Raw genomic sequence first — 25,864 nt, 5'->3', positions numbered from 1 at the left:
CGCCCCGAGGGCGCCGCGACCTCTCGTGGCGAAAAGATGAAAGGCCCGATGGACCTCGGGCGACCCGGCCATCCTGGCGGGCGTCAAGCCTCGTGCAACCGTCCTGACCGATCGTCACGCGTGTGGAGACCCCCAAAGGGGACCCGCCGAGCGGACGCGAAGGATTGTCCTAGGTAAGCGAGGGCCGAGATGGGAACGGGGCCCGACTCCAGGGCGAGGATCGCCCCGCGGACGAACTGGGAGCATGTCTCCTGCTTCCTTTAAAAGAACCTCATGCAGCCGTCAACCCGAATTCGACGCGAAGCGCCGTCGACGCCTCTTGCTTGCAACCGAGGGGCCTGGCGCCCGCTGGGGCTCGGCCTCCGGTGCGACCACCAGGCCATCCGGCTCAGGAATCATGACCGACGATCTCGCTCAACGGTGCGTCCGACTCGTCCTGCAAGAGCTTCCGTCCGTCCGCCATCCTGCCGAACAGGTAATAGAGCCCGGGGATGACCAGCACGCCGATCACCGTGCCGAGGAGCATGCCGCCGACCGCGGTGGTGCCGATGGTGCGGTTGCCGATCGCCCCCGGGCCGCTGGCCCTGACCAGCGGGATCAGGCCGGCGATGAAGGCGAAGGAGGTCATCAGGATCGGCCGGAAACGCAGCTTCCCTCCTTCGATCGCGGCTTCCCGGATGCTCAGCCCCTCGCAACGCCGCTGGACCGCGAATTCGACGATCAGGATCGCGTTCTTGCCCAGCAGGCCGACCAGCATGACCAGGCCTATCTGCGCGTAGACGTCGTTGGACAGCCCCATCGCCTGGAGGCAGAAGAACGAGCCGAAGATCCCGATCGGCAGCGACAGGATCACCGACAGCGGCAGGATGAAGCTCTCGTACTGGCCCACCAGCACCAGATAGACGAAGACCACGACGATCAGGAAGATGAAGATCGCCAGGTTCCCCTTCTTCGCCTCGTCGTACGAGAGGGCCTCCCAGCCCAGGCCGAAGCCGGGGGGCAAGGTCTGGGCGGCGACCTCCTCGATCGCCTGGATCGCCTGGCCGCTGCTGTAGCCCCGGGCCGGCGAGCCCTGGATGGCGGCGGAAGGATACAGGTTGTAGCGATTGATCTCGTTCAGGCCTTGCCGCTTGTTGAGCGTCATGAACGCGGAGTAAGGGACCATATCCCCCTTGTCGTTCTTGACGAACATATTCTGGAAGTCCTCCGGGTAGCGTCGGAACTCCGGCAAGGCCTGGACGAACACCTTGTAGAACTGGCCGAAGCGGACGAAGCCCTGCTCCCACGTGCTGCCCACCACGATCGACAGGTTGTCCATCGCCTTGCCGATGGACACTCCCTTCTGCATCGCCTTGTCGTTGTCGATGACGATCTCGTATTGGGGATAGCTGCTGGCGAAGAAGGTGAACAGGCCTTTCACCTCCTTGCGCTTGGATAGGGCGGCCATGAACTTGTCGGTGACCTCGCCGAGCCGCTTGTAGTCCATCGAGTTCGTCTTGTCGAGCACCCGCGTGGAGAACCCGCCGGCCGCCCCGAATCCCGGCACCGCGGGCGGCTCGAAGAATTCGAGCTTCACGTCCGACATCGCGCGGCAGTCGTGCTCGAGCCGCTCGATGATCTCCTTCGAGGTCATCTTGCGGTCGGCCCAGGACTTCAGGTTGATCAGGCAGGTCCCGGCGTTCGAGCCTCGGCCCTCGGTCAGGACCTCGTAGCCGGCCAGCGAGGAGACCGAGCCGATCCCCGGGATCTTCTCGGCGATCTGCTGAAGCTCGTGAGACTTGCTGTTGGTGTACTCGAGCGTCGAACCGGGGGGGGTCTGGAGGACCGCGTAGATCATCCCCTGGTCCTCCAGCGGGATGAAGCCCGTCGGCAGGTGCGTGTTCACGGCCACGATGCCGAACCCGAAGGCCCCGATCACCAGCATCGTCAGCAGCCGGCGCGGGACCAGGGTCTTCAGCAGGCTCGCGTAGCCCCCGGTCACCTTCTCGACCATGCGGTCGAAGAGCCGCAGGAAGATCGCCAGCGGGGTGCGGCTCTTGTGGCCGGTGTGCGGCTTGAGGAGCATCGCGCAGAGCACGGGCGTGAGCGTCAGGGCGACGACGCCGGACAGGACGATCGAGGTGGCCATCGTGATGCCGAACTGGCGGTAGAAGGTCCCCACCGGGCCGGTCATGAACGTCACCGGGACGAAGACCGCGGTCATGACCAGCGTGATCGCGATGATCGCGCCGCTGATCTCTCCCATGACCTCCTGGGTCGCGCGGTAGGGGGACAGGTGCTTCTCGTGCATCTTGGCGTGGACCGCCTCGACCACCACGATCGCGTCGTCGACCACGACGCCGATCGCCAGCACCAGCGCGAACAGGGTGATCAGGTTGATCGACAGGCCGAAGAGCTGGAGGCAGAAGAACGTCCCGATCAGCGACACCGGCACCGCCAGGGTCGGGATCAGCGTCGAGCGGAAGTCGCCGAGGAACAGGAAGACGACCAGCGAGACCAGCACGAAGGCCTCGAACAGCGTGTGCACCACCTGCTCGATCGAGGCCTCCAGGAAGCTCGAGACGTCGTAGCTGACCTCGTAGGTCATCCCCGAGGGGAACGACGTCTCCTTCATCTCCTTGAGCCGCTCCTTCACCTCCTCGATGACGACCGACGCATTCGTGCCCGGGAGTTGCTTGAGCACGATCGCCGCCGACGGGCGGCCGTCGATGTCCGAGTAGATGTCGTAATAGGCCGCGCTCAGGTCCACCTTCGCGACGTCCTTCAGGCGGAGGATCTCGCCGTCCGGGTTCGCCTTCAGGATGATATCCTCGTACTGCTCCGGCCGGTTGTACCGGCCCACCCAGGTGAGGACGTACTCCTTCGTCTGCGACTTGACCCCGGTCGCCTGGCCGAGCCGGCCCGGCGAGCCGATCATGCTCTGCTCGCCCAGCGTCTTCACCACGTCCTCGGCGGAAATATTGTAGGCCCGCATCCGGTCCAGGTTCAGCCAGACCCGCATGGCGTACTGGCGGTTGCCCAGGATCGTGGCGCTGCCGACGCCCCGCACCCGCTTGATCTCGGGCACGAGGTTCGCGAAGGCGAAGTTGTAGAGGAAGTTCTGGTCGTGCCCGTCCTCCGTGCTGAAGATGTTCACATACATCAGCATGCTGGACATGTTCTGCATGACGATGATCCCCTCCCGCTCCACGAGGGGTGGGAGGCGGTTCTTCACCGTCTGGATGCGGTTCTGGACGTTCAGCACCGCCACGTTCGGGTCCGTGCCCGGCTCGAACACGATCGTGATCGCCGCCTCGCCGGCGCTGGTGGCCGCGGAGGCCATGTAGCGCATGTCCGGGACGCCGTTGATCGCCTGCTCCAGGATGATCAACACGGAGTCGACAAGCACGTTGGCGCTGGCGCCCGGGTACGAGATCGCCACCACCACGCTGGGCGGCGCGACGGAGGGGAACTGGGAGATGGGCAGCGTCTGGATCGACAGCCCCCCCAGGAAGAGGATGATCGTCGAGATCACGATGGCCAGCGCCGGCCTGTGGAGGATTTTCGCGAACATGGGTCTCACAGGGTCGGAGGGTTCTGCACCGGTCGTCCAAACCGACTCGATCGCGCGATCGTGGCCGGGCGGTTATTCGGCCCGGTTCTTCAGCTGCGACATGACCAGTTCCGGAGGGCTGAATTCGTACTCGACCTCCTCGCCGTCGTGGACCTGCGCCGCACCCTCCAGGATGATCTTGTCCCCGACGCCAACCCCCTTGTCGACGATGAAGACGTCCTCCAGCTCCTCCTTGATCGTCACCTCGCGCTGGTGGGCCTTGCCGTCCTCGCCGACGACGAACAGGTAGCGCTTGGCGAGGATCTCGAAGGTGGCGCGCTGCGGGATCACCACGGCGTCCTTCGAAACCTTGCTGAGGAGCACGGTGCCGGTCTGGCCGTGTCGCAAGAGCCTGTCCGGGTTGGGGAAGTCCGCGCGGAAGGGGATGTTGCCGGTCTCGTTGTTGAACTGGGCCTCGATCGCGCCGATCTTGCCGGGCTGCTCGAACTTCCTGCCGCCGGCCAGCATCAGCTCGACCTTGGGATTCTCGTGGCGCCGATCCAGGCCGTCCATGTAATCCAGGTATTGGGCTTCGGGCACGTTGAAATAGACCCACATCACGCTGTTGTCCGACAGTGTGGTGAGGACGTCGCCTTCCTTGATGAGGCTGCCCAGCTGTTGTTGCAGGCGGTCGACGATCCCGTCGAACGGCGCGCGGACGTTGGTGAAGTTCAGCTCGGCCTTCGCCAGGCTCGCCTTCGCCTGGGCCTTCGCCAGCTTGGCCTGGAGCAGGAGCACTTCGTTCTGGGAGACCACCTTGGATTCGGACAGCATCTTCGTGTTGTTGTATTCGAGCTGCGCGAGGTCGGCCTCGGCCTTCTCGGCCTCCATCCTCGCCTGGTACAGCACCGGGACGACCTTGAACATGAGATCGCCCTTCTTCACCGCCTGGCCCTCCTTCACCAGCACCTGTTCGAGATACCCTCCGTCCAGCGCGCAGATGTTAATATGTCGCTGCGAATGAATCTGGCAGACGTACTTCTCGGTGAGGATCTCGTCCCTCTCCTGCGGGCTGGTGACCACGATCCGATGCGCCTCGTGATGGGCCTCCTCCTCATGCTTCTGGAAGTACCGCTCGTATTGGCCGACCAGGTAGCCCTTCAACCGCCTGGCGGTCGCGCCGAGATCGTCGGTATAGACGTGCATCCTGCGCGAGTAGGGCTGTGGGAGGACCTCGACTCCCAACTTCGACGCTCCCACCACCGCGCCGCTCGAGACGGCGACGAGCAGGACCAGCGTCGTGATGGGTCGGCGGACGGCGAAACGGAAAGGGCCCAGCATGGCGAGGACGAAACGCTTCATGGCCTGACCTGCTCCTGGCGGTTCGTGGATGGGGGACCTCCCCAGTTCCGTCGAGAAAACCACCGACGTCGAAGGCGCGAGGAGAATCCCCACGATGATGGCGACCGGGTTGGGGCGCGCAGGACCTGGCGCGGACGAGACCTCGGACGAGGCCGCGCGTGCAGCGCTCCGGACGAGCGACCTTTTGCACGTGACGATCGACGAGTTGTCGAGGCCCAACGGCCTGCTCGGAGCAACCGCCGAAACTTCACCCGGGCGTGGGTGCGAGCGCCCCGGACGGGAGGCTCAACAGCGCAAGGGACGAGTCGCGCCCGAGATCGACGAGCGGTTCACCTTGCCGATCGCATCAGGACGTGGAGAGGGGAGGAGGTCGAAGGACGGCGGGACCGGCAGGAATGCCGAGGTCGATTCCTCCTCTTCGTCGACGTCCATCACTTCCTTGAAATCGAGCTGGTTGGTTGGACACAGCTCGAAGGAGAGACGTCGTTGCTGACACTTATCGAGATTCCATCGCTCCATTTTGCAGTTGGAGCGATAGCGATGCGTCAGGACGCGTGAGGAAGCGGCAGGAATCGATGCGCCCGTCCGGAGGCCGACGGGAGCAATCAGTGTCAGCAGGACCGCCAGGGCCGCCGAGATGGCGATACCATAGTTGACGATCCCTTTGATCATCGGCAGTCCAACTCCGGGACAGATGAATAACGCTTAAGATTATAGGCAGCTGATCCTGGCTGGTCAACTCGGCTTCCTCATCGACTCATCGAGAGCCCTTGAAGCTTGGATTTGGCATCCCGACCGAGTCACGCCGGATTCTTCACCCGATTCGATGGGCACCTGCAATGTATGGTGCAGCCATAGGACACTCCGACGAAAGACAACCAAGAACAGCCGATTAACCATTCGGACAATACTGAAAGAACAGCCGCAACAGTATCAATGCAAGCCATCCTTCCGTGGCTTTCGACACAGAGAATGGCACGGCGGCTTGCAGCGCGAAGCGGAGTCATGACGGGATTCCCGTTCCTGCATCCACTGAGGGCTCGAAATTCTGGGAATCCGGGTGGCCATAAAGTGATTCGTCCCGGCCTCGTGGCGGGATCGACCTCGGCCACATTAACAGGACTGACCAGCCCTATCGACTGGTCACGTCCGGATCCAAGGATCTCCGGGGTGCTCCCCGGTTTGCACTTCGACCCTTCCATGTAGGGTCTGAGCGGCCTGCGATAGAATAGCCGGTAGGATCAGGCTATTCACCGAGGCTCAACACGAACGGCACCACCCTCTTACGAATGGGAGGGTCGTCGTCGTTTGGCCGGACATGTCCGGCATCGTCAGCGGAGGAGGTGGGATTCGAACCCACGGTAGGCTTGCACCTACACCGGTTTTCGAGACCGGCCCTTTCAACCACTCAGGCACCCCTCCGGTGTTCGTGGCTGGTCAACGCAGTTTAGTGGAAAGACGGCGTTCGTGGAAGAACAGACTCAGGATTTCGCTGCATTCCACCTCCAGGACGCCCGAGGAGAGGGCGACGCGATGATTCAGCCGCCGATCGTCGGTCAGCCGGTAAAGGCTCCGGCAGGCCCCGGCCTTGGCGTCGACCGCGCCGTAAACCAGCCTGGCGATTCGGCTCTGGACGATCGCCCCGGCGCACATGACGCAGGGCTCCAGGGTGACGTAGAGCGTGCAGTCGTCGAGCCTCCAGCGTCCCAGGGTCCGGCCCGCCAGCGTCAGGGCGATCCGCTCGGCATGGGCCGTCGGGTCGTGCAGGGTCTCGCGCAGGTTGTAAGCCTGGGCGACGACCATCCCCCCGCAGGCCACGACCGCGCCGACAGGGATCTCGCCCAGCCCCGCCGCTTCGCGAGCCAGCGTCAAGGCCCGATCCATCATCGCCAGGTCCCGAGCCTGTTCCGCACCGCCGCCATCCGCGTCGCCGCCGTTTGCCATCCGACCACCCTCTGGAAATCGCGACGGTCCCTCGAACTTAATGGGAGACGAGGCGGCCGTGTCGACGGCCGCCGCCATCGACGACCCTTCGAGGAGCGTTCGGCCGTGTCGCGACTACTGGCATTTTACCGTGGGACGGGCGAGGACGCGGCGGGCCGGACCCTGGCCGACGTCTGGGCCCTCGACGACGACGCGATGGAATTCCACCACGACTTCATCCAGTGGATGTTCCCACTGGAGGAGCCCAGTCGGTTCAATTTCCAGGCGCCGGTCCTCGACGAGGAGGACCTGCGGGCCTTCCGCGACGATCCCGCCTTGCGCGAGAACCTCTTGCGATCGTTCGATCGCTTCCTCGCCTTCCTGGGCCTGGCGAGGGAGGACGACACGGTGGCGCCCGCGGCGGATTTCGAGTCCAAACGGGGGATCTTCCTCTCCCCGGACCACAACTGGCTGAGGATCACCCGCGTCCTCACGAGCCTCCGACTGCTCGGGCTTGGCGAGCAGTCGAAGGCGTTCCACCAGGCGCTGCTCCGCCTCATGGAGGAAGGCCGAGCGCGGATCACCCCGGAGACCCGCCGCTACTGGGCGGCCGCGACCGATCCCGCCCTGGCCGAGAGGGAGTGATTCGGCTTCCAATCGGGCGGCGGGGCGAGGGGAGGCTTCCGCCGCCCCGCCGCTTGGACACCATCGGGCTTTCCGAAGCTCGATCATGGGGCTACGTCAGGCGACGACCACCTTGCGGTCGCCCCCCATGTCGAAGGCCTTGAAAACGGCGGCCGCGGCGGTGCCGCCGGCGAAGTCGGCCGCGAGCGGGATCCAGATTGAGTTCCACTTGGCCAGGTCCATCGCCGCGGCGCCGACCGCCACGGCCGGGTTGAAGGCCCCGCCCGACACCGGGCCGACGGCCAGGGCGCCCACGACCACGGTGAAGCCGATCGCCAGGCCGTAGAACGAATTCCCCGCCGTGCCCGCCGCCGTGGCCGCGTTCAGCACCACATACACCAGGGCGAACGTGAACAGGAACTCGACGAGCAGTTGAGCGGCCACCGCGTACTCGATCGGCGATGGGGGCGGCGGCGCGGGGGCCCCGGTCGCGCTCGCCTTGATGAAGTTGACCGCCAAGGCCGCGACGATGCCGGCCGCGAACTGGGCGATCCAGTAAGGCACGGCGTCGGCCCAGCTCAGCTTTCCGCGGAGCGTGACGCCCAGGGTGACCGCCGGGTTGAGGTGCCCGCCCGAGTAGTGCCCCGTCGCGTACACCATGATCATGAGCGACGAGCCGATGGCCAGCGCGGCCATGGCCGCCTGGTCGGGCGACTTGACGGTCATCCCCACCGTGAAGACGAGGAAGAACGTGCCGATGAATTCCGCGACCATCTTACCGACCAGCATGGGGGGCTCCTTAAGAATCGTGCTGCTTCACCGAGAGGTGAAATCGAGACGGCGAAAGGCTGAGGCCGACGAGGAAGTGGAAAGGGATTCGCCCGGATTCGCCCGGTCGTCGGCGCTTGTCGGGATGGACGAGGGTTGCCCAGCCATCCGGGAAACGCGAATTCGTTTGTTTCTACAGAACATATAATCCGAACCGCGTCCCGAATCCAACACTCCGGATAGTTTTTTGGGATCACGACAAGAGGAGGGCTGGTGCATCCCCGACGGCGACGCGAGAGTTCCGTCAAAATCGGGAGCAATCGCAAGAATCGCTTTTGCGGCCCTTGACCGTTTGCTATAAAGGAAAGCTGCTGGGAAGCCGTGAAGCCGATCGATCCGTGCACTTGACGCGTGGACAAAGTCGCGACCCGGCCCCCCGCACCGGACTTTCGCCAAGTCGTCTCGACGCGAATTCCAGGTTTCCGGAACCTCCATGCGATCCCGTCTCCGCACGATACTCCTGATCTCGTTCGTGGCTTGCCACGCGATCGTGCTGTCCGCGGGTCCGAGCCTGCACGGGCTCCTCGGTTTCGATCACGATCAGTCCGGCCTGTCCGCCGCGGACACGAGCGAACGCGGAGGCGGTCCCCGCCACGCGCTCGGTGGGACGTCGCACGACTGTGCGGCCTGCCATCTGCTCTCGCTCACGTCGCACAACCCGGATTCGGTCGTCGGCTTTACGCTCCTGCCGAGCGGCCGAGCGCCCGCCGCCTCGCACGTCGCGCCCCCTCCCAGCAAGGTGCCCGACGAGTCGCTCTCACGCGGCCCTCCCGCCACCTCCTCCACGTCCCACAACGTCTGATGTCGACGCCTCGCGTCCCTGTCCCTTCACCGGGATGACCGGGGCGCACGCGTTTCGGCGGCACGTGACGGCCCCTGGGCCCTCGTGCGCAGGCGACGAGCCGCCCCGGGTCTCGAAGCGCATTCGCTCCATCGTAACCGGCGCCCGGCGTCCACATCCCCTGGGGATGACGACGTCGCGTCGCGTTGGCCGCGGCGCGGCCGCGTGATGTAGACGTGGATCCTCTCCCGCGATCCTCCCGCCATCCATCTTTCCTCGATCATTTCCATTTCTTTCGATGGGAGTCTCCGTCCGATGCATGCCATCCGTCCCCGGCTGAAGGCCGGTTTCACGCTGATCGAATTGCTGGTCGTCATCGCCATCATCGCCGTGCTGATCGCCCTGCTGCTGCCGGCCGTGCAATCGGCCCGCGAGGCCGCCCGCCGCGCCCAGTGCACCAACAACCTGAAGCAGATGGGGCTGGCGATGCACAACTATCACGACGCCCAGGGACAGTTCCCGCCCGGCTATCTGACCCTGCTCGGCGGCAACGCCGCGATGGGCGCACCCGACGCCGACACGCGCGACGCGGGCCCGGGATGGGCCTGGGGGACCTTGCTCCTGCCGTACATGGAGCAGTCCACCCTGTACGCCGCTTGCAACGTGGACCTGCCCTGCTGGAACCTCGCGAACTCGACCGGGGCCCGGCCCTCGGTGGCGACCTACCTCTGCCCGTCGGTCCCCGAATCCTCGCGGGTCTTCGACGTGAAGAGCGAGACCGGCGCCACGATGGCGACGTTCAGCCGATCGCACTACGGCGCCTGCACCGGCCGTCAGGAGCCCTGGGCTTTCCCGGTCGACGACTGGTCCACGCTCTCCGACGGGGTCTTCGCCCGCAACGGCCGGATCCGCGTCGCCAGCGTCACCGACGGGCTCTCGAACACGATCTTCGTCGGCGAGCACTCCGCGACCCTGAGCGACAAGACCTGGGTCGGCGTCGTGCCTGGCGCGATCGGCTGCCCCACCACCAAGTTCGCGTTCTCCTCGTGCGACGTCGCCCCGACCCAGGTGCTCCTGCACAGCGGCCCCAACATCGGGGAGGCCCCCCCCCTGATCCACCCCCCCAACTCGCGGCTGGCCAAGATCTGCGGGATGTTCGCCGACCACCCCGGCGGCTGCAACGTGCTGATGGGGGACGGCAGCGTCCGCTTCGCCAGCTCCAACATCAGCCAGGTCGTCTGGCCGGCCCTCGCCACCCGCGCCGGGGGCGAGATCATCAGTTCCGACCAGTTCTGACGGGGGGACGAACGCCATGCCGAATCCATCGACCGGGCCGACCGCGTCCTCGCGCCGGCCCATGCACCTCGGCGCGACCGTCGTCGCGGCCCTGTTGCTCGCGGCCTTCCTCCTCGCCTCGGCCCCCGGCTGCAGCCGGGGGACCCAGGTCTCCGGTGAGAACCGCGAGCTGATCGTCTCGCTGGCGACCGCCGTCTCCACCCGCGAGGCCAAGTGGCTCGACGAGAACGTCGCGAAGATCGAGAAGCGGCGGGCCGAGGGCAAGTGCTCCGACGCCGAATACGCTGCGTTCCGGGAGGTCATCGATAAGGCCAGGGCGGGCGACTGGGACGCCGCCCAGGAATCCGCCTACGCCTTGCGAGACGCGCAGGAGCCCAACGCCGAAGACCTCAAGAACCTCGCCGAGCGCAAGGTCTCGCACGAGCCGAAGCTGGTCAATCCCAAGGGTAAGCCCATCAAGAAGTCCTGATGCGGCCCGAAGCCCGACGGCGGCGGCAGCCGTCGGGCTTGTTCGGTTCCATGCCCGAGATCCAAGGCCGCCTGTCAGAGGATGTAGCGGCTCAGGTCCTCGTCCCTGGCGACGTCTTCCAGGCGTTTGCGGACGAGGTCGGCGTCGACGACGATCTTCTCGCCGGCCCGATCCGGGGCCTCGAAGCTGACGTCCTCCAGGACCCGTTCGAGGATCGTGTGGAGGCGGCGGGCGCCGATATTCTGGGTCGATCGGTTTACCTGGAAGGCCAGGTCGGCCATGGCCTCGATCGCATCGTCGGCGAACTCCAGCACGACCCCCTCGGCGCCGAGGAGTGCCTCATACTGGCGGAGTAGCGAGGCCCGCGGCTCACGCAAGATCCGGGCGAAGTCGTCGCGGGCGAGGTCGTGCATCTCGACCCGGATCGGGAACCGGCCTTGCAGCTCGGGCATCAGGTCGGACGGCTTGCTGCGGTGGAAGGCCCCGGCGGCGATGAAGAGGACGTGATCGGTCTTCACCGGGCCGTGTTTGGTGTTCACCGTCGTCCCCTCGACGATCGGCAGCAGGTCGCGCTGGACCCCCTGGCGGGAGACGTCGGGCCCGCGCGAGCCCCCCTCGTCGGTGGCGACCTTGTCGATCTCGTCGATGAAGACGATGCCCGACTCCTGGGCCAGCTCGACGGCCGCCTGGTTGATCTTCTCGGGGTCGATCAGGGCGTCGACCTCCTGCTGGAGCAGGATCGGACGGGCGTCGCTCACGGTCGTCCGACGCGTCTGCGAGGACTTGGGGATGAGCTTCTCGAACATCCCCTGGAGGTCCATCTCCATCTGTTCGAGGTTGCCCGCCCCGAGGATCGACACAGGGGCAGCGGCTCGGCCGGGGACGGTGACCTCGACCTCGCGGTCCTCCAACTCGCCGGCGGCGAGCCGGGCGCGGAGCTTCTCTCGCGAGCGGGCCCGGCGCTCGGCGGCCTCGTCGGACGCGCCGGGGACGGGCGTGGGGTCCCAGGGCGAGCTTGAAGTCGGAGCCGGCGCGGGGAGCATGAGGTCGAGCAGGCGGTCCTCCACGCGGGCCTCGGCCTGCTCCTGGACCCGCTTGCGCTCGACGTTGCGGACCAGGACGATGGCGGCGTCGACCAGGTCGCGGATCAGGCTCTCGACGTCCCGGCCGTAGTAGCCGACCTCGGTGTACTTGGTCGCCTCGGCCTTCACGAACGGCGCGCCGACGAGGCTGGCGAGCCGGCGGGCGATCTCGGTCTTGCCGACGCCGGTCGGGCCGATCAGCAGGATGTTCTTGGGCGTGACCTGGCGGCGAAGCTCGTCGTCGAGCTGGCGGCGGCGCCAGCGGTTGCGCAGGGCGATCGCGACGGCGCGCTTGGCGTCGGCCTGGCCGACGATGTCGCGATCCAGCTCGGCGACGATCCGCCGGGGCGTCAGCTCGTGCTCAGGCACGGGAGTTCCTCCACCGTCAGGTGCGAATTCGTGTAGATGTCGATCCCGCCGGCGATGGTCAGCGACTCGCGGACGATCTCGGCCGCGGACAGTTCGGTGTGGGCCACGAGCGCCCGCGCGGCGGCGAGGGCGTAGCCGCCGCCGGAACCGGTGGCGAGGAGGCCGTCGCTGGGCTGGATCACGTCGCCGGAGCCGCTCACCATCAGGCTGTGGCGCGAGTCGACGACGAGGAGCACCGCCTCCAGGCGGCGGAGCATCCGGTCGGTCCGCCAGAGCTTGGCCAGCTCGATCGCGGCGCGGGGGACGTTGTCCGGATGGTCCTTGAGCTTCCCCTCGAACCGCTCCAGGAGGGCGAAGCCGTCGGCCGCCGAGCCGGCGAAGCCGACGATCACCCGGCCGTCCAGCAGCTTGCGGATCTTCACCGCGTCGGCCTTCATGACCTGCGTCCCCAGCGTCACCTGGCCGTCGCCGCCGATGGCGACCTTCCCCCCCTTGCGGACCGAGAGGATCGTCGTCGCATGCCACTTCAAGGGTTCGCCTCCGGTTCATCCGGGATTCCGAGCCACCTCGCCATCAACAGACCGAGACCGGCGTGACGATCGCCGAATCCCCGAGCATACGGAATCCCCGACCGCCCCGCCAGGCTCGCCGACGACCTGGGGGATCGCCAGGGGCCTGAGGAGCGGCCCCCCTCCGTGCCCCCCGGCGGCCCCTGGATCGGCTTCGATTGGGTTCGTTCGCGCGCGGAAATCGGGCTCAATGCGACGCACAAGTCGTTTCCAGTCAAGGCATTGCAACACAGTGGCTAATTGGGTTCGTTCGGCGCGCATCGCCGGGTTTCCGTCGCGTGGTTCGGCCGCTCGGCCTCGTCCGGAGCTTCGTCCGGGCGGGTTCGGCGCGTAGCGTCACCCCAATGTGATGATGCACCCGGTTCGCGAGATGGGTCGGCGAGAATTCGAGACGGACTCCATCCGCTCAATCGCGGCGGGTGGCCCGGGGATTGGCCCCGATCTCGGGCGGCGGCGAGTAGTGGGCGGCGTGCCCCTGGAGTTGGCTGCGGAGCCTGGCGCGTTCCTGGACCTGATCGGCGGTGTAGCCGAAGGGGAGCGCCGCGAGCTGCTCGTTCAGGCGGAAGATGCGGACGCGCCGTACCGGCTTGCCGCCTCGGAGCACCGGGAAGTCGTCCAGCGGCTCGCAGCTCCGGAACCAGCGTTCGTAGAAGCTGAACGGGGTGTAGTCGTCGTTGATCATCACCATGACCCCGTCGCGGCCGACCCAGTCGCCGGGCTGGCTCCAGAACGCGAAACCCCGCGCGTCTTCCAGGTTGTAGCAGACGACGGGCCGCCGCATGGCCGTGGCGTGCGCGATCTGGGCGCTCTGGTACCAGTTGCGGGTGAAGAGGAACGTGCGGGGGTCGTCGAGCAGGCCGAGCCGGTCGAGGCGGTCTGCAACCTGATCCCAGCCGTAGAGTTCGGCCGTCGGGTCGGTCTTCGCCGTGAGGATGCCGAGGCCGCCGTCCGGACCGCGTTGGAGCCAGCCGAAGTGATACTGCGACATCGTCGTCGCCAGCATCAGGATCGAGAAGCTCGCCGCGAACGCCAACCGCCGACGCGTCCGGGGCGGCTGCGTCTGCGCGCGATTCGCGATCTCCCGGCCGAGCGACGGGAAGAGCGGGAGCAGGCCGACCAGACCCCAGTGGGGCAGGACGGGGCGGAAACAGGCGACGGCCGTGAACATCGCCAGGGGCGCGACGCACAGGCAAAGCGCCAGCCGCTCGCGCTCGTGACGATCCTTCCAGCCGGCCGCGAGTCTCCAGCCGACGACGAGCAAAGGCGCCCAGATCCAGGGGAACAGGTAGGCCGCCTGCGCGGCGATGGCGCCCAGCAGGTAGTCGGGCCGGAACGTCGGGGCGCCCATCGCCCTCCCCCCCTGAAAGGCGAAGGAGGCCCAGCCGTTGGCGGCGTTCCAGGCGATCACCGGGCTGAAGATCAGGAGCCCGAGCGCGACCGCCAGATACGGCCCCGGCGTCGCCAGCAGGCGGCGACGGTTCGGACGGACGAGCAAATAGAGGACCGTCCCCGCCGGCAGGAAGACTGCGTGATACTTGCTCAACATCGCCAGGCCCCAGGCCAGGCCGACCCCGACCCACAGGCGTTTCTTGCCGGGTTCCTCGATCGCGAGATCCAGGCGGTCGAAGGTCAACAGCCAGAAGAAGAGCAGGGGGCCGTCGGGCAGCGCGAAGGTCCCCACCGCCAGCCCGTAGTATCCCGTGAGGTTCAGGGCGAGGGCCGCGAAGAAGCCCGCCCAGCCCCCGTACCATCGCCCGGCGATCCGGGCCATGAGCCAGGTCGAACCCGCGAAGAGGGCGACGAATCCAACACGCAAGGCCAGGGTCGAGAATCGATCACCCACCGAGTAGAGGCCGAGCATCTCCACCCAGGCGACCATCGGCGGGTGGTCGAAGTAGCTCGCAGCCGGGTGCATGGCGTAGAGGAAGTGATAGGCTTCGTCGTTCCCCAGTCCCAGGAGCAGGCCGGCGGCCAGCCGGAGGAGCGCGGAGGTCGCGATGAGCAGGAGCGTGGCGTGATGGGGCGTCATGAGCGTCGTCGCTCTCCGCGGGGACGTGGCGATCGGAAGCCGAGCCCCGTCTTACCCGGCTCCGGCCTTCCCGGCGAGATCAAAACGGCCGTCGAAAGTCCTGGCTTCGGGCCTCTGGCCGTCCCGTCGAGAAACCAGGCAGAATTTGCCCGCGGAGAGTGCAGAAACGAAGCAGGCTCGCCGACGACTCGCGAGAATTTCGGACGGGGATCCTTCCAGGGGGGTCGCCACGCCCCCGCAAGGAACCCGGCACCGACCTTCCGACGTCGCGGGGCGTGGTGGGCCTCCGAGTTCTCGACGGGGCTAGCGGGATGCGCGTAAGTCGTCGTCTCGCGTGCGATTCCGGCTGCGTCGGCGCGGTCGTGAGGCGGCGGCCGGAGTCGGGGGGAGGGGGGTCGAATCGGATAGAAGGGCCTTGCCGAGCCACGCGCGGAAAGTCGCGATGGTTTCGGCCCTGGTTTTGCTCTGCCTTGGATCATCACCTTCGCGATTTCTGAAGAATCGAGGCGGGTGATCTTGGCTCGGGGCCGAAGTGAGTTACATTTGACTAGGAGAGAAGCTCCTGCGGACCGTGAGCCTTTCACGTTCCATCGCGAACACAATCGGTCCCGGTAACGTCTAGTTGATAAAGGGTCTCGAAAGAGGAGAGGAAAGTAAGCCGTCGATCGTCGCGTTCCGGACTTTCGCTTCCAACATCTCGATGATATGAAGCCTGAAGCTCGGCGAATGGGAGAATCGGTAGACGCCTGGCGGCTGCGTCATGACAGAGGTCGACTATTCCAAATACGAATCGAGGAACGCCATGACCGCGAAGTTGGCCGAAACCCAGCTCTGGCAGCACAACCTTGTCTCGCTGATCCGCTCGGGGCTTTTCCTCCGAGCCGAGACCAAGGCGTGCAACGGTCTGTTCACGGTCGTCGGCGTTTACACGGACGAGTCGACGTCCGCCCCCCTGGCGAAATACTCCGACCCGAGACGCGCCGCCGACGCGGCCAACCTGGTCAACCGGTTGGCCCTGGTAACACCGCTCGTCGAGGCGAACTGACGCCTCGGGCCCGCCCGAGACGCGTGCCGGAAGATCAAAAAGCCGCCGCCTCGATCCCGCGTGATCGAGGCGGCGGCTTGCGTTTCGAAGGCGAACTTCTCGCCGCGGCCCGGCCTCGGTTCAGACGCGGGCCGCGGTCTCCCAGGCGGACTCCGGCTTGGGCTTGGCGGGGGGAGAGGCCGGGGAGGGCTCGACGGAGAAGCGGATGCCGAGCCTCCGGGAAAAGTTGACCATCGAATCGAGCAGCGAGTAGAAGACCGGCGTGACCAGCAAGGCCAGGATCAGCGAGAGCATCTGGCCGCCGATGATGACCTTGGCCATGCTCGCCCGGGCCCCGGCCCCGGGGCCCTGGCCGAGGGCCATCGGGACCATCGCCGCGACGAGCATGACCGTCGTCATCAGGATGGGCCGCAGCCGGGTGTGGTTGGCCTCCAGGATCGCGTCGTACCGCGAGGCCCCGCCGGCGCGGAGCTGGTTCGTGGCGTCGACCTGGAGGATCCCGTTCTTCTTGACGATGCCCACCAGCATGAACAGCCCGAAGAGGGCGTAGAGGTCCAGCGGCGTCCGGAACAGGTACAGCGAGAGGATGCCGAACGGCACCGTCACGGGCAGGGCCATGAGGATCGAGATCGGCTGGATCCAGCTCTCGAACTGGGCGGCCAGGATCAGGTACATGAACATGATCGAGAGCCCGAAGGCGATCGCGAAGTAGTACATCGTCTCGCCGAGGGTCTTGGCCTGGCCCGAGAGGACGTACGAATAGCCGGGGGCCATCTCCATCTTGGCGATGATCCCCTCGGCCAGCGTGACGGCGTCGCCGAGCGCGATCCCCTCCGGGTTGCCCAGGACGGTCACGATCCGCTCGCGGTTCAGCCGCTCGATGACCGAGGGCCCGCGCTCGTCGACGAGGGTGGCGAGGCTGGAGAGCTTGACCAGCCCGGCCGTGGGCGAGGGGAGGGTGAGCTGATACACGTCCTCGATCGAGCGGCGGAGGGCGGCGTCGGCCCGGAGCCAGACGTCGTACTGCTCCTCGCCGTCGCGGAAACGGGTGACGGGTAGGCCGCCGACCAGGACGCGGAGGCCGTCGGCGATCGTGCCGACGTTGACGCCCAGGTCGCTGGCGGCCTCGCGGTCGACCACCACCTGGACCTCGGGCTTCCGGAGCGACAGCGTCGTGTCGAGGTCGAGGATGCGGCCGTCCGCCCTCAGCCCGGCGATCAGCCGGTCGGCGTAATCCGACAGCTGGTCGAGGTCCGGCCCGCCCAGGTTGATCTGGAAGGTCTGCGGCCGGCTCCCCCCCTGGAAGGCCGACACGTCGTTGACGCTGGCGCGGAGGTCGGGATAGTCGGCCAGGAACTCGCGGGCCTGCTTCTGGACCTCGAACTGCGTGTAGTCGCGATCCTCCAGCTCCGTCATCCGGACGTAGATGGTCGCCCGGGTGACGTCGCCGGCGCCCTTCACGGCCCGAGCCCCGCCGGTCGAGCCGATGGACGTGAAGACGTGGAGCGTCCCCTTGAGCTTGCGGACCCGGGCCTCCAGCTCCTCCATGAGCTGCGACGTCCGCTCCAGGCTGTAGCCCTCGGGCGTGGTCACGCTCAGTTCGTACTCGCTCTGGTCGTCGCGGGGGATGAGCGAGAAGCCCACCGCCCTGCCGATCGGCACCGTCGAGACGATCGTCAGCAACGCCAGGATCACCACGATGATCTTGAAGCGGAGCGCCCCGCGGAGCATCGCGCCGTAGCCGCCGTCGACCACCCGCCAGAAGACTCCCGACTTGGACTTGGCCTCGTGCCCCTCCTCGGCCGGCTCCAGCTTGAGGAACCGGCTGCAGAGCATCGGCGTGAGGGTGAACGAGACGAACAGGCTCATCGCCACGGCGAACGCCACGGTGCCGCCGAAGCTGGAGAAGAAGCGGCCGACGATCCCCCCCATGAAGGCGATCGGCAGGAAGATGACGATCAAGGAGAGGCTCGTCGCCGTGACCGCCAACGCGATCTCGCGCGTCCCCTTGCGCGAGGCCGTCATGGCGTCGAGGCCGTCCTCCTCCATGTGGCGGAAGATGTTCTCGTGGACGACCACCGCGTCGTCGATCACGATGCCGATCGCCAGGATCAGGGCCAGCATCGTGATGTTGTTGAGCGTGAAGCCCATGTATCGCATGAACAGGAACGTGGGGATGATCGAGGTCGGGATGGCGAGCGTCGCGATCAGCGTCGTCCGCCAGTCCCGGATGAACAGCAGGATCGTCGCGGAGACCAGGACCGCGGCGAGCAGGAGGTGGAATTTCACCTCCTCGATCGATTTCTCGATGAACCGCGACTGGTCGCGGATGATCTCCAGGGCGATGTCGTCCGGCAGGGTCGGCTTGATCGACTCCAGCCGCTCCTTCAGGTCGTGGACGAGCTGGACCGTGTTGACGCCGGACTGCTTCTGCACCACCAGGCTCACCGCGCCGTCGCCGTCGAGGCGGGCGAGCGAGCGGGGCTCCTCGATCGAATCCTCGGCGCGGCCGACGTCGCGCACGCGGATCGGATAGCCGTTGCGGTTGGCGACGATCAGGTCGTCGAACTCGCGCCGGGTCTTCAGCCGGCCGAGCGTCCGCAGGACCAGCTCGCGAGGGCCCTGGTCGATCCGGCCGCCCGGGACCTCCAGGTTCTGCCGCAGGAGGGCCTGGCGGACGTCCTCCACGGAGAGGTTGTAGCCGGCGAGACGGTCGGTGTCGACGACCACGTTCATGGCGCGGGTGCGGCCGCCCACCAGGCTGATGGACCCCACGCCGGGCACCGTCTCCAGCCGCTCTTTGATCTTCTTGCGGGCCAGCTCGGTCACCTCGCGGAAGTCGCGGCGGCCGGAGACGGCGATCGTGACGACGGGCGTGGAGCCGGTGTCGAACTTGTCGATGATCGGCGGGTCGGTCCCCACGGGGAGGTCGGCCAGGATCGTGTTGACCTTGTCGCGGACCTCCTGAGTCCCCACGTCGCCGTTCTTCGAGAGCTTGAACTGCACGACGACGATCGAGACGCCCTCCTGGGTCGTCGAGCGCAGCTCGTCGATCCCGGAGACGGTGTTGATGATGTCCTCGATCGGCTTGGTGACGGTCGACTCCATCTCCTCGACGCTCGCCCCTTGCAGCACGGTCGTCACCGTGCAGACGGGGAAGTCCACGTCCGGGAACAGGTCGACCCCGATCTCGGTGTACGAGACCGCCCCCAGGACGAGGGGCACGAGCACGAGGACCCAGGTGAAGACGGGTCGGTTGATGCAAACGTCGGACAGGGACATGAGTGCGTTCCCGGTGGAAAGGCCGTGGGAGGCCCGCGCTTCGACCGCGGACCGGCTGGGTTCCCTACTCCGCGGCGGCGGGCTTCGCGCCCTCGGGCTCGGCGGCCTCGGCCTCCCGGACGACGATCCGGGAGCCGCCGGCGAGCTTCGAATGGCCGGTCGTGACGACGCTCCCCGAGGCGGGCATCGAGGTGCTGGAGACCTCGACCCAGCCCGGACCTTCCTTGCCGAGCGCCAGGTCGTCGACGGCGCGGACCTTATCGCCCTCGACCACGAACAGCTTGGTCACGCCCGCATACTGGACGATCGACTCGATGGGGACCACGATCGCGTCGGACGCCGAGTCGGTCACGATCACCGCCTTGGCGAAGCCGCCGGGCCGCAGCAGGCGTTCCTCGTTGCGGGCGAGGGCCTCCACCTGGAACGTCCGGCTGACGGGGTCGACCGAGGGGTTCACCCGCGACACTTTCCCCTCGAAGGTCCGATCCGGGTGCGAGGCGACCGAGATCCGGACGGGCTGACCTTCGCGGACCCTGCCGCTGAAGCGCTCGGGGACGTTCGCCCAGAGCCGCAGCGGGTCCTCGACGACGAGGTCGAAGACCGGATCCCCCTCGCGGACCATCTGCCCCTCGGAGACGGAGCGCGTCGTGATCGCGTAGAGGATCTCGCCCTCCTCGGCGGTCGGCGGCCGCTGGGGGCGAGGCGCGAGGATGGTGAGGTCGGCGAGCATCTGCTCCGCCTGGTCCCGGGCGACCCGATTCGCGAGGGCCAGCGCCACGACGTTCCGGGCGGTCGACTTGGCGTTGTCGTACGCGGCGACCGTCGTGCGGTAGTCGCTCTCCTGGTCCTCCAGCTCCTGGGTCGTGCCCGCCCCCTTGCGGCTGAGGTTGCGCTGGCGGGCCAGGTTCTGGGCCGACCGCTCCATCGCCACGCGGTACTGGACGACGCCGGGGACTTTGTCGATGACCTCATCGGTCTGGGGCCCGCTGACCAGGGTCTCGCTGATGCCGTAGCGGCGGATGAACTCCTCGGCCGTCTCGGAGCTGATGCCGAGCTTGACCAGCTCGGCCAGGTACCGCGACTCGGCGGCGTTGTACGAGAGCTTGGCGTCCACCGGGTCGAGCTCGACGAGCGGCTCGCCGGGGCGGACCCGATCGCCGATGTCGTGGAGGACCCTCAGCACCCTCCCGGACCGCTTGGTCCCCAGCGTCACCTGCTCCCAGCCCCGCAGCGAGCCGACGGCCTCGACCGTCCGCTCCACGGCCCGCCGCTCGATCGGCGCGACGGTGACGTAGACCGGCATGGGCTCGACGGCCTTGACCTCGGCCGTCTCGGGCCGCCGGGCGCATCCCGCCTGGCCGACGGCCAGGCAGCCCAACCCCAGGATCGAAAGGAAGACGCGGTTTCTCATCGGGGATGATCCGGGCCGCTCCGGCGGGCCCCCTCGAAGCCCCGGAGGAGTCCCGCGACGAGCACGCGCGCGCGGTCCTCCCCCAGCGGTTTGTCGTGATAGAGATGCTCGATGACCGACATGAACAGCAGGCCGCGGTACATGGTCGCGAACGTCTCGCGATCCTCCGCCGCCAGCACCCCGGACTCGACGCAGCGCCCGAAGGCCGCCTCGGTCCACTTCTCCAGGGCGCCCTTGCGGCACTCCGTCAGGAGGGCGACCTCCGCCTCCGGGGGGCCGAAGGCCACGGCGAGGAAGAATCGGGAGCGGTCGGGGTCCTCGCGGCAGAACGCGAAGTGGGCCGCCATGATCCCCTCGAGCGCGACGACGGGGTCGCCCGCCGTCTCGACGATCCTCTCCAGCTTCCGCGACAGCTCCTCCAGGGGCTCCACGAGGAGCGCCCTCGCCAGCCCCTCCTTGCTCCCGAAGTGGTAGTAGAGCGTCGGCTTGGCGACCCCCGCCTCCTCGACGATCTCCCGCGTCGACGTCGCCTCGAAGCCGCGACGCGCGAACAGCCGCGCGGCCGCCCGCGCCAGCTGCCTCGCCACCTCGCTCTCCTCGGACTTCCCGGGCGATGTCAACCGGCCACCTCGTTCCTGATCACGATCCCTCGGCTGCGGACGTATACCGACCGGTAGGTATTATGCCGGGCCGACCCAATCCCGTCAATCCGAAGAGCCCGCGCGACTCCCTTCATCGCAAGGCGTGGCTACAATTGGGGGCTGGAACAGGCCCGTGAGCGTCGGGGCCCCGATTCAGTCGAGAACCCGGCGACCTCTCCGACACCGTCGCCCCTCCGAGGACCTTCGCCATGAATCTGGAAAGGCCGATCACGGATCGGATCACCATCGCCGACCAGCCGGACGAGCAGGACCTCTCTCGGTTGCGCGAGGCGGGCTACGTCGCCGTGGTCAACCTGCGGAACGACGGCGAGCCGGAGCAGCCGATGGACGTGGAGCAGGAAGGGCGCGAGGCGGCGGCCCTGGGCCTGGCCTACCACCATCACGGCGTCGGCGGCCCGCCGCTGGCCGATCCCGGCGTGTCCGAGGCGTGCGACTTCATCGACCGCGAGGCGTCCAGGGGCAAGGTGCTGGTCCACTGCCGCAAGGGCGGGCGGGCGGCGGCGATCGTGCTGATCCAGCAGGCGAGGGCCCACGGCTGGAATCCCGAGGAGGCCGTCGCACGGGGCCGCGAGGAGGGAATCGTCCTGGACCCGCCGCTCCAGGCCAAGGTGGAAGCCTATCTGAAGTCCAAGTCCTGACGTCGTACGCGGGCCGCTTGACTCGGCAAACGGCCGCGTCCTAGAGTGGTCTTCGGGGCGCGATCGGCCCCTCGAAGACCTTTCTCCGACGCTGTGGGGAGACCGCCGTGCCACGTCCCAGCCGCGGATTCGTCGGCCCCATCATCGCCTGCCTCGGCGTCGCCCTCCTTGGGGAGATCGACCTCCGCGCCGGGGAGGACCCCCGCAAGGCCGAGGCCTTCCTGCTCCAGCTCCGCGAGCGCGGGTATTTCGACCTGGCCTCGGATTACATCGAGCGGCTCCGGTCCGACCCCGGCATCGGCGAGCCGCTCAAGGGCCAGCTCGATTATCACGAGGGCCGGGCCCTGATCGACGAGGCCTCGCGCACCACCGACCTGGCCCGGCGTCGCGAGCTGCTCGACCGCGCGGCGGGCCGGCTCGAAGCCTTCATCAAGGACCGGCCCGAGGACGCGACCACGCTGGAGGCGCTCGTCGAGATCGCCCGCAGCCTCTTCGAGCGCGGGCACCTCGCCCGGCTCGTCGGCGAGGACTCCCAGGACGCCGAGCGGAAGGCCGCCAAGCTCGACGAATCGCGCGCAACCTACCAGCAGGCGGCCGACGCCTACGCCCGCGCCGCCGAGCGGCTGGAGGCCTCTTACAAGACCAAGGCCGGCTACCTCCCCAACGGAGACCCGCGGATCGAGGAGCGGAATCGGGTCCGCAACGCCATGCTCGACGCCTCGCTCAAGCAGGGGATCGCCCTGTATGAGCTGGCCCAATCCCACCCGCCCGACTCCAAGGAGCGGGCGGAGATCCTCGACCAGGCCATCGCCCGGTTCGACGCCCTCTACAAGAGCAATCGCACCGAGCTGGCGGGCATCGCGGCCCAGATGTTCCAGGCCAAGTGCTTCGAGGAGCAGGGCAAGATCGGCGAGGCCATCGGCATCTACCACCAGGTCCTCGACCAGCCCAACCCCGCGCTCCGCGACCTGAAGCGGAACGTCCACTACTTCTACATCGTCGCGCTGACCAAGCGTAAGCAGTTCCCGCTGGCCGCGGACGAGGCCGTGAAGTGGCTGCAGACCTACGATCGCCGCGACGAAAGACGCTCGATGGAAGGGGTCGGCGTCTACTACGAGCTGGCCCGCAGCCTGGACGCCCAGATCACGCCCGAGACCCCCAAGGCCGAGCGCGACCCGGCCGCCAAGAAGATCGTCGAGGCCCTGTCCCAGGTCGTCCGCACCCCGACCCGCTACAAGACCGACGCGCTGGCGCTCCTGAAGAAGTACAAGCCCAACGTCGCCGTCGAGGCCCGCGAGATCGCCCGCCTGAGCTTCGACGAGGCCCTGAACCAGGGGGAGGAGGCGCTCGCCTCGCGCGAGTGGGACCGCGCCATCGCCCTCCTCCGCGCCGCCGGCGCCAAGGCCGACCCGCGCCGGAACGGCGAGCGGATCGACCTGGCCCGGTACAACCTCGCCTACGCCTGCTACATGAACAAGCAGCTCCCCGAGGCGGAAGTGCTGGCCGGGCATCTGGCCCGCCGCCGCCCGCGCTGGGAGTTCGCCCCGGCCTCCTCGTCGCTGGCGATGCAGGCGATCCTCGACCAGTACAACACCCCGCCCCACGTGGACCGCGCGGGGGACCTCGACCGCTACGTCGAGCTGGCCGAGTACACCGCCGCGACCTGGCCCGATCGCGAGGAGGCCGACGACGCCCGCATCATGCTCGGCCAGATCCACCAGGGCCGGGGCGAATACGACCGCGCGATCGCCGACTTCGACGGCGTCCGCGAGCGTTCGCCCCGCCGGCTGGAAGCCCGGACCCGGCTCGGCGGCGCCCACTGGGCCAAGAGCCGGTCGCTGGCCCGGGGCGGCGACGAGAAAAAGGCCGAGGCGGACGCCGAGGCCGCCCAGGCCGTCGCGATCCTCCGCCAGGCCCTCGACGACCGCAAGGCGGCCGGGGTCCCCGAGGGCGACGCCGGCTACCTCGGCAACGCCGCCGACCTCGGCTCGGCGCTGACGGAGTCCGGCAAGGTCGACGAGGCGCTCGCCGCGCTTCGGCCGATCGTCGAGGCTCAGGGCTCGAAGTCCGGGCCGGCGTACGGCCGTCTGATGGAATCGTACCTGCTCGCCCAGATCAACGCGGGGCAGGTCGAGCCGGCCATCGCGTCGATGCGGGCCGTTGAGGAGAGCGGCGACGGGGCGAACCGGGCGCAGCTCTACTACAAGCTCGGCCGACTCCTGGAGGGCGAACTCGACGAACTCCGGAAGGCGAATCAGCCCCAGAAGCTCGCCAAGATGAAGGAGTCGTTCCGCACCTTCCTCATGGCCCTGGCCCAGAGCAAGAACGGCCAGACCTTCGAGTCCCTTCGATGGGCCGCCGAGGGCCTGCTCTCGCTCGACGCCGGTGCCGAGGCCGAGGGGGTCCTTCGCGGCCTCATCGACGAATCGGAAGCGGACGCCGACTTCAAAAAGCAGCAAGGCGCGACCGAGCGGCTGCTGCGGGCCAAGGTGAAGCTTGCGAACGCCCTGCGCATCCAGAAGAAGTTCGACCAGGCCGCCTCGGTCGTCGACGAGCTGCTGGCCGACGCGACCTACAAGCGCTACCTCGACCCGCTGGTCGAGAAGGGCGAGCTGCTCGACGCCCAGGCCGAGGCCGGGCAGGGGAGCTGGAACGCCGCGGGCGCCCACTGGCAGGACGTGGCCCAGAAGCTCGGCCGGTCGCGGCCGAGGCCCGAGTCGTACTTCGACGCCTGGTACCGCGCCGCGGTCGCCTACGCGAAGCAGAAGCAGACCGCCAAGGCCCGCCAGACGCTGACCGCGATCATCCGGCTGAACCCCGGTGTCGGCGGCCCGGCGATGAAGCAAAAGTATGAAGACCTGCTCGCCACCTTGAAGTGACCCGGGAGGGCCGCCGCATGTCGCCTCTGGTACCGGTACGAAGCGTTCGGCTCAGCCTCGCGGCCCTCGGCCTGATCCTTGGCGCGGCGGACGCGAGCGCCGACGTCGTCAACCTGATCCCCGGCACGACCTTCAAGCAGGGGCAGGGGGGCGCGGTGCGGGGGCTGGTCACGGCCGAGTCGCCGGAGCAGGTCGTCGTCTCGCTCGGGAACTCGACGATCAACGTGCCGACCGACCAGATCGACTCGATCGAGTACCAGGGCCAGCCGGCGTCGATGCAGCTCGGCGAGACGAACGCCGCCGCCGGCCGCGCGGCGGAAGCCCTCGCCCAGTTCAAGAAAGCGGCGACCGAGGCCGCCGGCAAGCCGTTCGTCGTCGAGGCCGCCCAGTTCCGCGAGGCCGCGACCCTGGCCGACCTGGCCCTGACCGAGCCCGACCGCGCGAAGGAAGCCCTCGCGACCCTTGCCGCCTTCCTCCAGGCGCACCCGAAAGGCCGCCACGTCGTCCCGGCGCGAGAGACGCTGGCGAGGCTCCAGCTCCACGCCCAGGACCTCAAGGGGGCCGAGGCGAACATCGCCGAGCTGGCCAAGCTCGCCCCCGGCGCGGAGAAGGCGGCCGTGCTCAAGGCCCGGCTTCTCCTCAAGTCGGGCGATCCCGCATCCGCTGGGGCCGACCTCGACCGGCTGATCGCCGCCGCGACCGACGGCTCGCCCCGGCAGGTCGAGCTGAAGCTGGTGAAGGCCGAGACCCTCATCGCCGCCAGCAAATCCGACGAGGCCGAGTCGCTCGTCCGCCAGGTGATCGCCGCCGCCGACGCCGACGACGCGGCCGTCCAGTCCAGGGCCTACAACACCCTCGGCGACAGCCTCTCCGCCGCCGCCAGGCCCAAGGACGCCCTCCTGGCGTACCTCCACGTCGACCTGCTCTACGGCAAGGACAAGGAGGAGCACCCCCGCGCCCTCCGCCGCATCGAGCAGATCTTCCGCAAGATGGGCCAACTCCCCCGCGCCGACGAGTACGCCCAGCGGCTCAAGCAAGACTACCCGAACAGCGTCTGGGCCAAGCAGCCCCAGGGGTGATCCC

Annotated in this window: 19 protein-coding genes and 1 tRNA gene; 8 read left to right on the top strand and 12 right to left on the bottom strand. The window is 67.8% G+C overall.

Annotated features, from left to right (window positions below; translation table 11 throughout):
* Positions 1 to 388: 388 nt before the first annotated feature.
* From G6O68_RS01190 to tadA, 5 genes are all read right to left on the bottom strand, one after another.
* Positions 389 to 3,553, bottom strand: coding sequence for an efflux RND transporter permease subunit (locus G6O68_RS01190; protein ID WP_165243932.1), 3,165 nt, complete (start codon positions 3,551 to 3,553; stop codon positions 389 to 391).
* A 72-nt stretch (positions 3,554 to 3,625) separates the two neighbouring features.
* On the bottom strand, positions 3,626 to 4,894 hold the full coding sequence (locus G6O68_RS01185; protein ID WP_240910915.1) for an efflux RND transporter periplasmic adaptor subunit: 1,269 nt from the start codon (positions 4,892 to 4,894) through the stop codon (positions 3,626 to 3,628).
* A 285-nt stretch (positions 4,895 to 5,179) separates the two neighbouring features.
* Positions 5,180 to 5,566 (bottom strand): hypothetical protein, encoded by a 387-nt coding sequence (locus G6O68_RS01180; RefSeq protein ID WP_165243930.1) that lies wholly within the window; start codon positions 5,564 to 5,566, stop codon positions 5,180 to 5,182.
* A gap of 663 nt (positions 5,567 to 6,229) precedes the next feature.
* Positions 6,230 to 6,316: transfer RNA gene (locus G6O68_RS01175), tRNA-Ser, on the bottom strand.
* A 15-nt stretch (positions 6,317 to 6,331) separates the two neighbouring features.
* Positions 6,332 to 6,838, bottom strand: a complete 507-nt coding sequence (gene tadA, locus G6O68_RS01170) for a tRNA adenosine(34) deaminase TadA (protein WP_165243928.1) — start codon at positions 6,836 to 6,838, stop codon at positions 6,332 to 6,334.
* A 105-nt stretch (positions 6,839 to 6,943) separates the two neighbouring features.
* Between tadA and G6O68_RS01165 the strand changes: the two genes are divergently transcribed.
* Entirely contained in the window at positions 6,944 to 7,462 is a 519-nt protein-coding gene (locus tag G6O68_RS01165; RefSeq protein WP_165243926.1) for an opioid growth factor receptor-related protein, read from the top strand.
* A 96-nt stretch (positions 7,463 to 7,558) separates the two neighbouring features.
* Here the strand turns inward: G6O68_RS01165 and G6O68_RS01160 are convergent, their stop codons facing one another.
* Complete coding sequence (locus G6O68_RS01160) at positions 7,559 to 8,230, bottom strand: MIP/aquaporin family protein (RefSeq protein WP_240910913.1); 672 nt, start codon at positions 8,228 to 8,230, stop codon at positions 7,559 to 7,561.
* A gap of 472 nt (positions 8,231 to 8,702) precedes the next feature.
* Here G6O68_RS01160 and G6O68_RS01155 point away from each other — a divergent pair, with 472 nt between their 5' ends.
* From G6O68_RS01155 to G6O68_RS01145, 3 genes are all read left to right on the top strand, one after another.
* Entirely contained in the window at positions 8,703 to 9,071 is a 369-nt protein-coding gene (locus G6O68_RS01155) for a hypothetical protein (RefSeq protein WP_165243923.1), read from the top strand.
* 294 nt (positions 9,072 to 9,365) lie between these two features.
* Positions 9,366 to 10,346, top strand: a complete 981-nt coding sequence (locus tag G6O68_RS01150; protein WP_165243921.1) for a DUF1559 domain-containing protein — start codon at positions 9,366 to 9,368, stop codon at positions 10,344 to 10,346.
* 16 nt (positions 10,347 to 10,362) lie between these two features.
* Positions 10,363 to 10,815 carry a hypothetical protein gene (locus tag G6O68_RS01145; RefSeq protein ID WP_165243919.1) on the top strand — a complete coding sequence of 151 codons (453 nt, stop codon included), beginning with the start codon at positions 10,363 to 10,365 and terminating at the stop codon, positions 10,813 to 10,815.
* A 74-nt stretch (positions 10,816 to 10,889) separates the two neighbouring features.
* On the opposite strand, the gene hslU is transcribed toward G6O68_RS01145, so the two are convergent.
* From hslU to G6O68_RS01130, 3 genes are all read right to left on the bottom strand, one after another.
* Entirely contained in the window at positions 10,890 to 12,266 is a 1,377-nt protein-coding gene (hslU, locus tag G6O68_RS01140; RefSeq protein WP_240910911.1) for an ATP-dependent protease ATPase subunit HslU, read from the bottom strand.
* Complete coding sequence (hslV, locus tag G6O68_RS01135; RefSeq protein WP_165243917.1) at positions 12,248 to 12,796, bottom strand: ATP-dependent protease subunit HslV; 549 nt, start codon at positions 12,794 to 12,796, stop codon at positions 12,248 to 12,250. Before hslV ends, hslU begins: the two co-directional genes overlap by 19 nt.
* A 445-nt stretch (positions 12,797 to 13,241) precedes the next feature.
* The gene (locus G6O68_RS01130) at positions 13,242 to 14,864 is read right to left on the bottom strand and encodes a glycosyltransferase family 39 protein (RefSeq protein WP_165243915.1); all 1,623 of its coding nucleotides are present in this window, start codon (positions 14,862 to 14,864) and stop codon (positions 13,242 to 13,244) included.
* A gap of 802 nt (positions 14,865 to 15,666) precedes the next feature.
* On the opposite strand from G6O68_RS01130, the gene G6O68_RS01125 reads away from it, so the two are divergent.
* Positions 15,667 to 15,909, top strand: coding sequence for a hypothetical protein (locus tag G6O68_RS01125; RefSeq protein ID WP_165243913.1), 243 nt, complete (start codon positions 15,667 to 15,669; stop codon positions 15,907 to 15,909).
* Positions 15,910 to 16,029: 120 nt separating this feature from the next.
* Here the strand turns inward: G6O68_RS01125 and G6O68_RS01120 are convergent, their stop codons facing one another.
* The 3 genes from G6O68_RS01120 to G6O68_RS01110 all read right to left on the bottom strand — a co-directional run bounded on the left by G6O68_RS01120 (position 16,030) and on the right by G6O68_RS01110 (position 21,189).
* Positions 16,030 to 19,191, bottom strand: coding sequence for an efflux RND transporter permease subunit (locus G6O68_RS01120; RefSeq protein WP_165243911.1), 3,162 nt, complete (start codon positions 19,189 to 19,191; stop codon positions 16,030 to 16,032).
* 64 nt (positions 19,192 to 19,255) lie between these two features.
* Positions 19,256 to 20,602 carry an efflux RND transporter periplasmic adaptor subunit gene (locus G6O68_RS01115; protein ID WP_165243909.1) on the bottom strand — a complete coding sequence of 449 codons (1,347 nt, stop codon included), beginning with the start codon at positions 20,600 to 20,602 and terminating at the stop codon, positions 19,256 to 19,258.
* A complete protein-coding gene (locus G6O68_RS01110; RefSeq protein WP_165243907.1) occupies positions 20,599 to 21,189 on the bottom strand; it encodes a TetR/AcrR family transcriptional regulator in 591 nt (196 codons plus the stop codon). The genes G6O68_RS01115 and G6O68_RS01110 overlap by 4 nt, the downstream gene beginning before the upstream one ends.
* A 263-nt stretch (positions 21,190 to 21,452) precedes the next feature.
* Here G6O68_RS01110 and G6O68_RS01105 point away from each other — a divergent pair, with 263 nt between their 5' ends.
* From G6O68_RS01105 to G6O68_RS01095, 3 genes are all read left to right on the top strand, one after another.
* Positions 21,453 to 21,902: a beta-lactamase hydrolase domain-containing protein gene (locus tag G6O68_RS01105; RefSeq protein WP_165243905.1), complete on the top strand. Its 450-nt coding sequence runs from the start codon at positions 21,453 to 21,455 to the stop codon at positions 21,900 to 21,902.
* Positions 21,903 to 22,009: 107 nt separating this feature from the next.
* Positions 22,010 to 24,781 carry a tetratricopeptide repeat protein gene (locus G6O68_RS01100; RefSeq protein ID WP_165243903.1) on the top strand — a complete coding sequence of 924 codons (2,772 nt, stop codon included), beginning with the start codon at positions 22,010 to 22,012 and terminating at the stop codon, positions 24,779 to 24,781.
* 17 nt (positions 24,782 to 24,798) lie between these two features.
* Positions 24,799 to 25,860 carry a tetratricopeptide repeat protein gene (locus G6O68_RS01095; protein ID WP_240910908.1) on the top strand — a complete coding sequence of 354 codons (1,062 nt, stop codon included), beginning with the start codon at positions 24,799 to 24,801 and terminating at the stop codon, positions 25,858 to 25,860.
* Positions 25,861 to 25,864 lie beyond the last annotated feature (4 nt).

The organism is Paludisphaera soli, assembly GCF_011064595.1.
GTDB lineage: Bacteria > Planctomycetota > Planctomycetia > Isosphaerales > Isosphaeraceae > Paludisphaera > Paludisphaera soli.
This window is presented reverse-complemented; position numbering and strand designations above follow the sequence as displayed.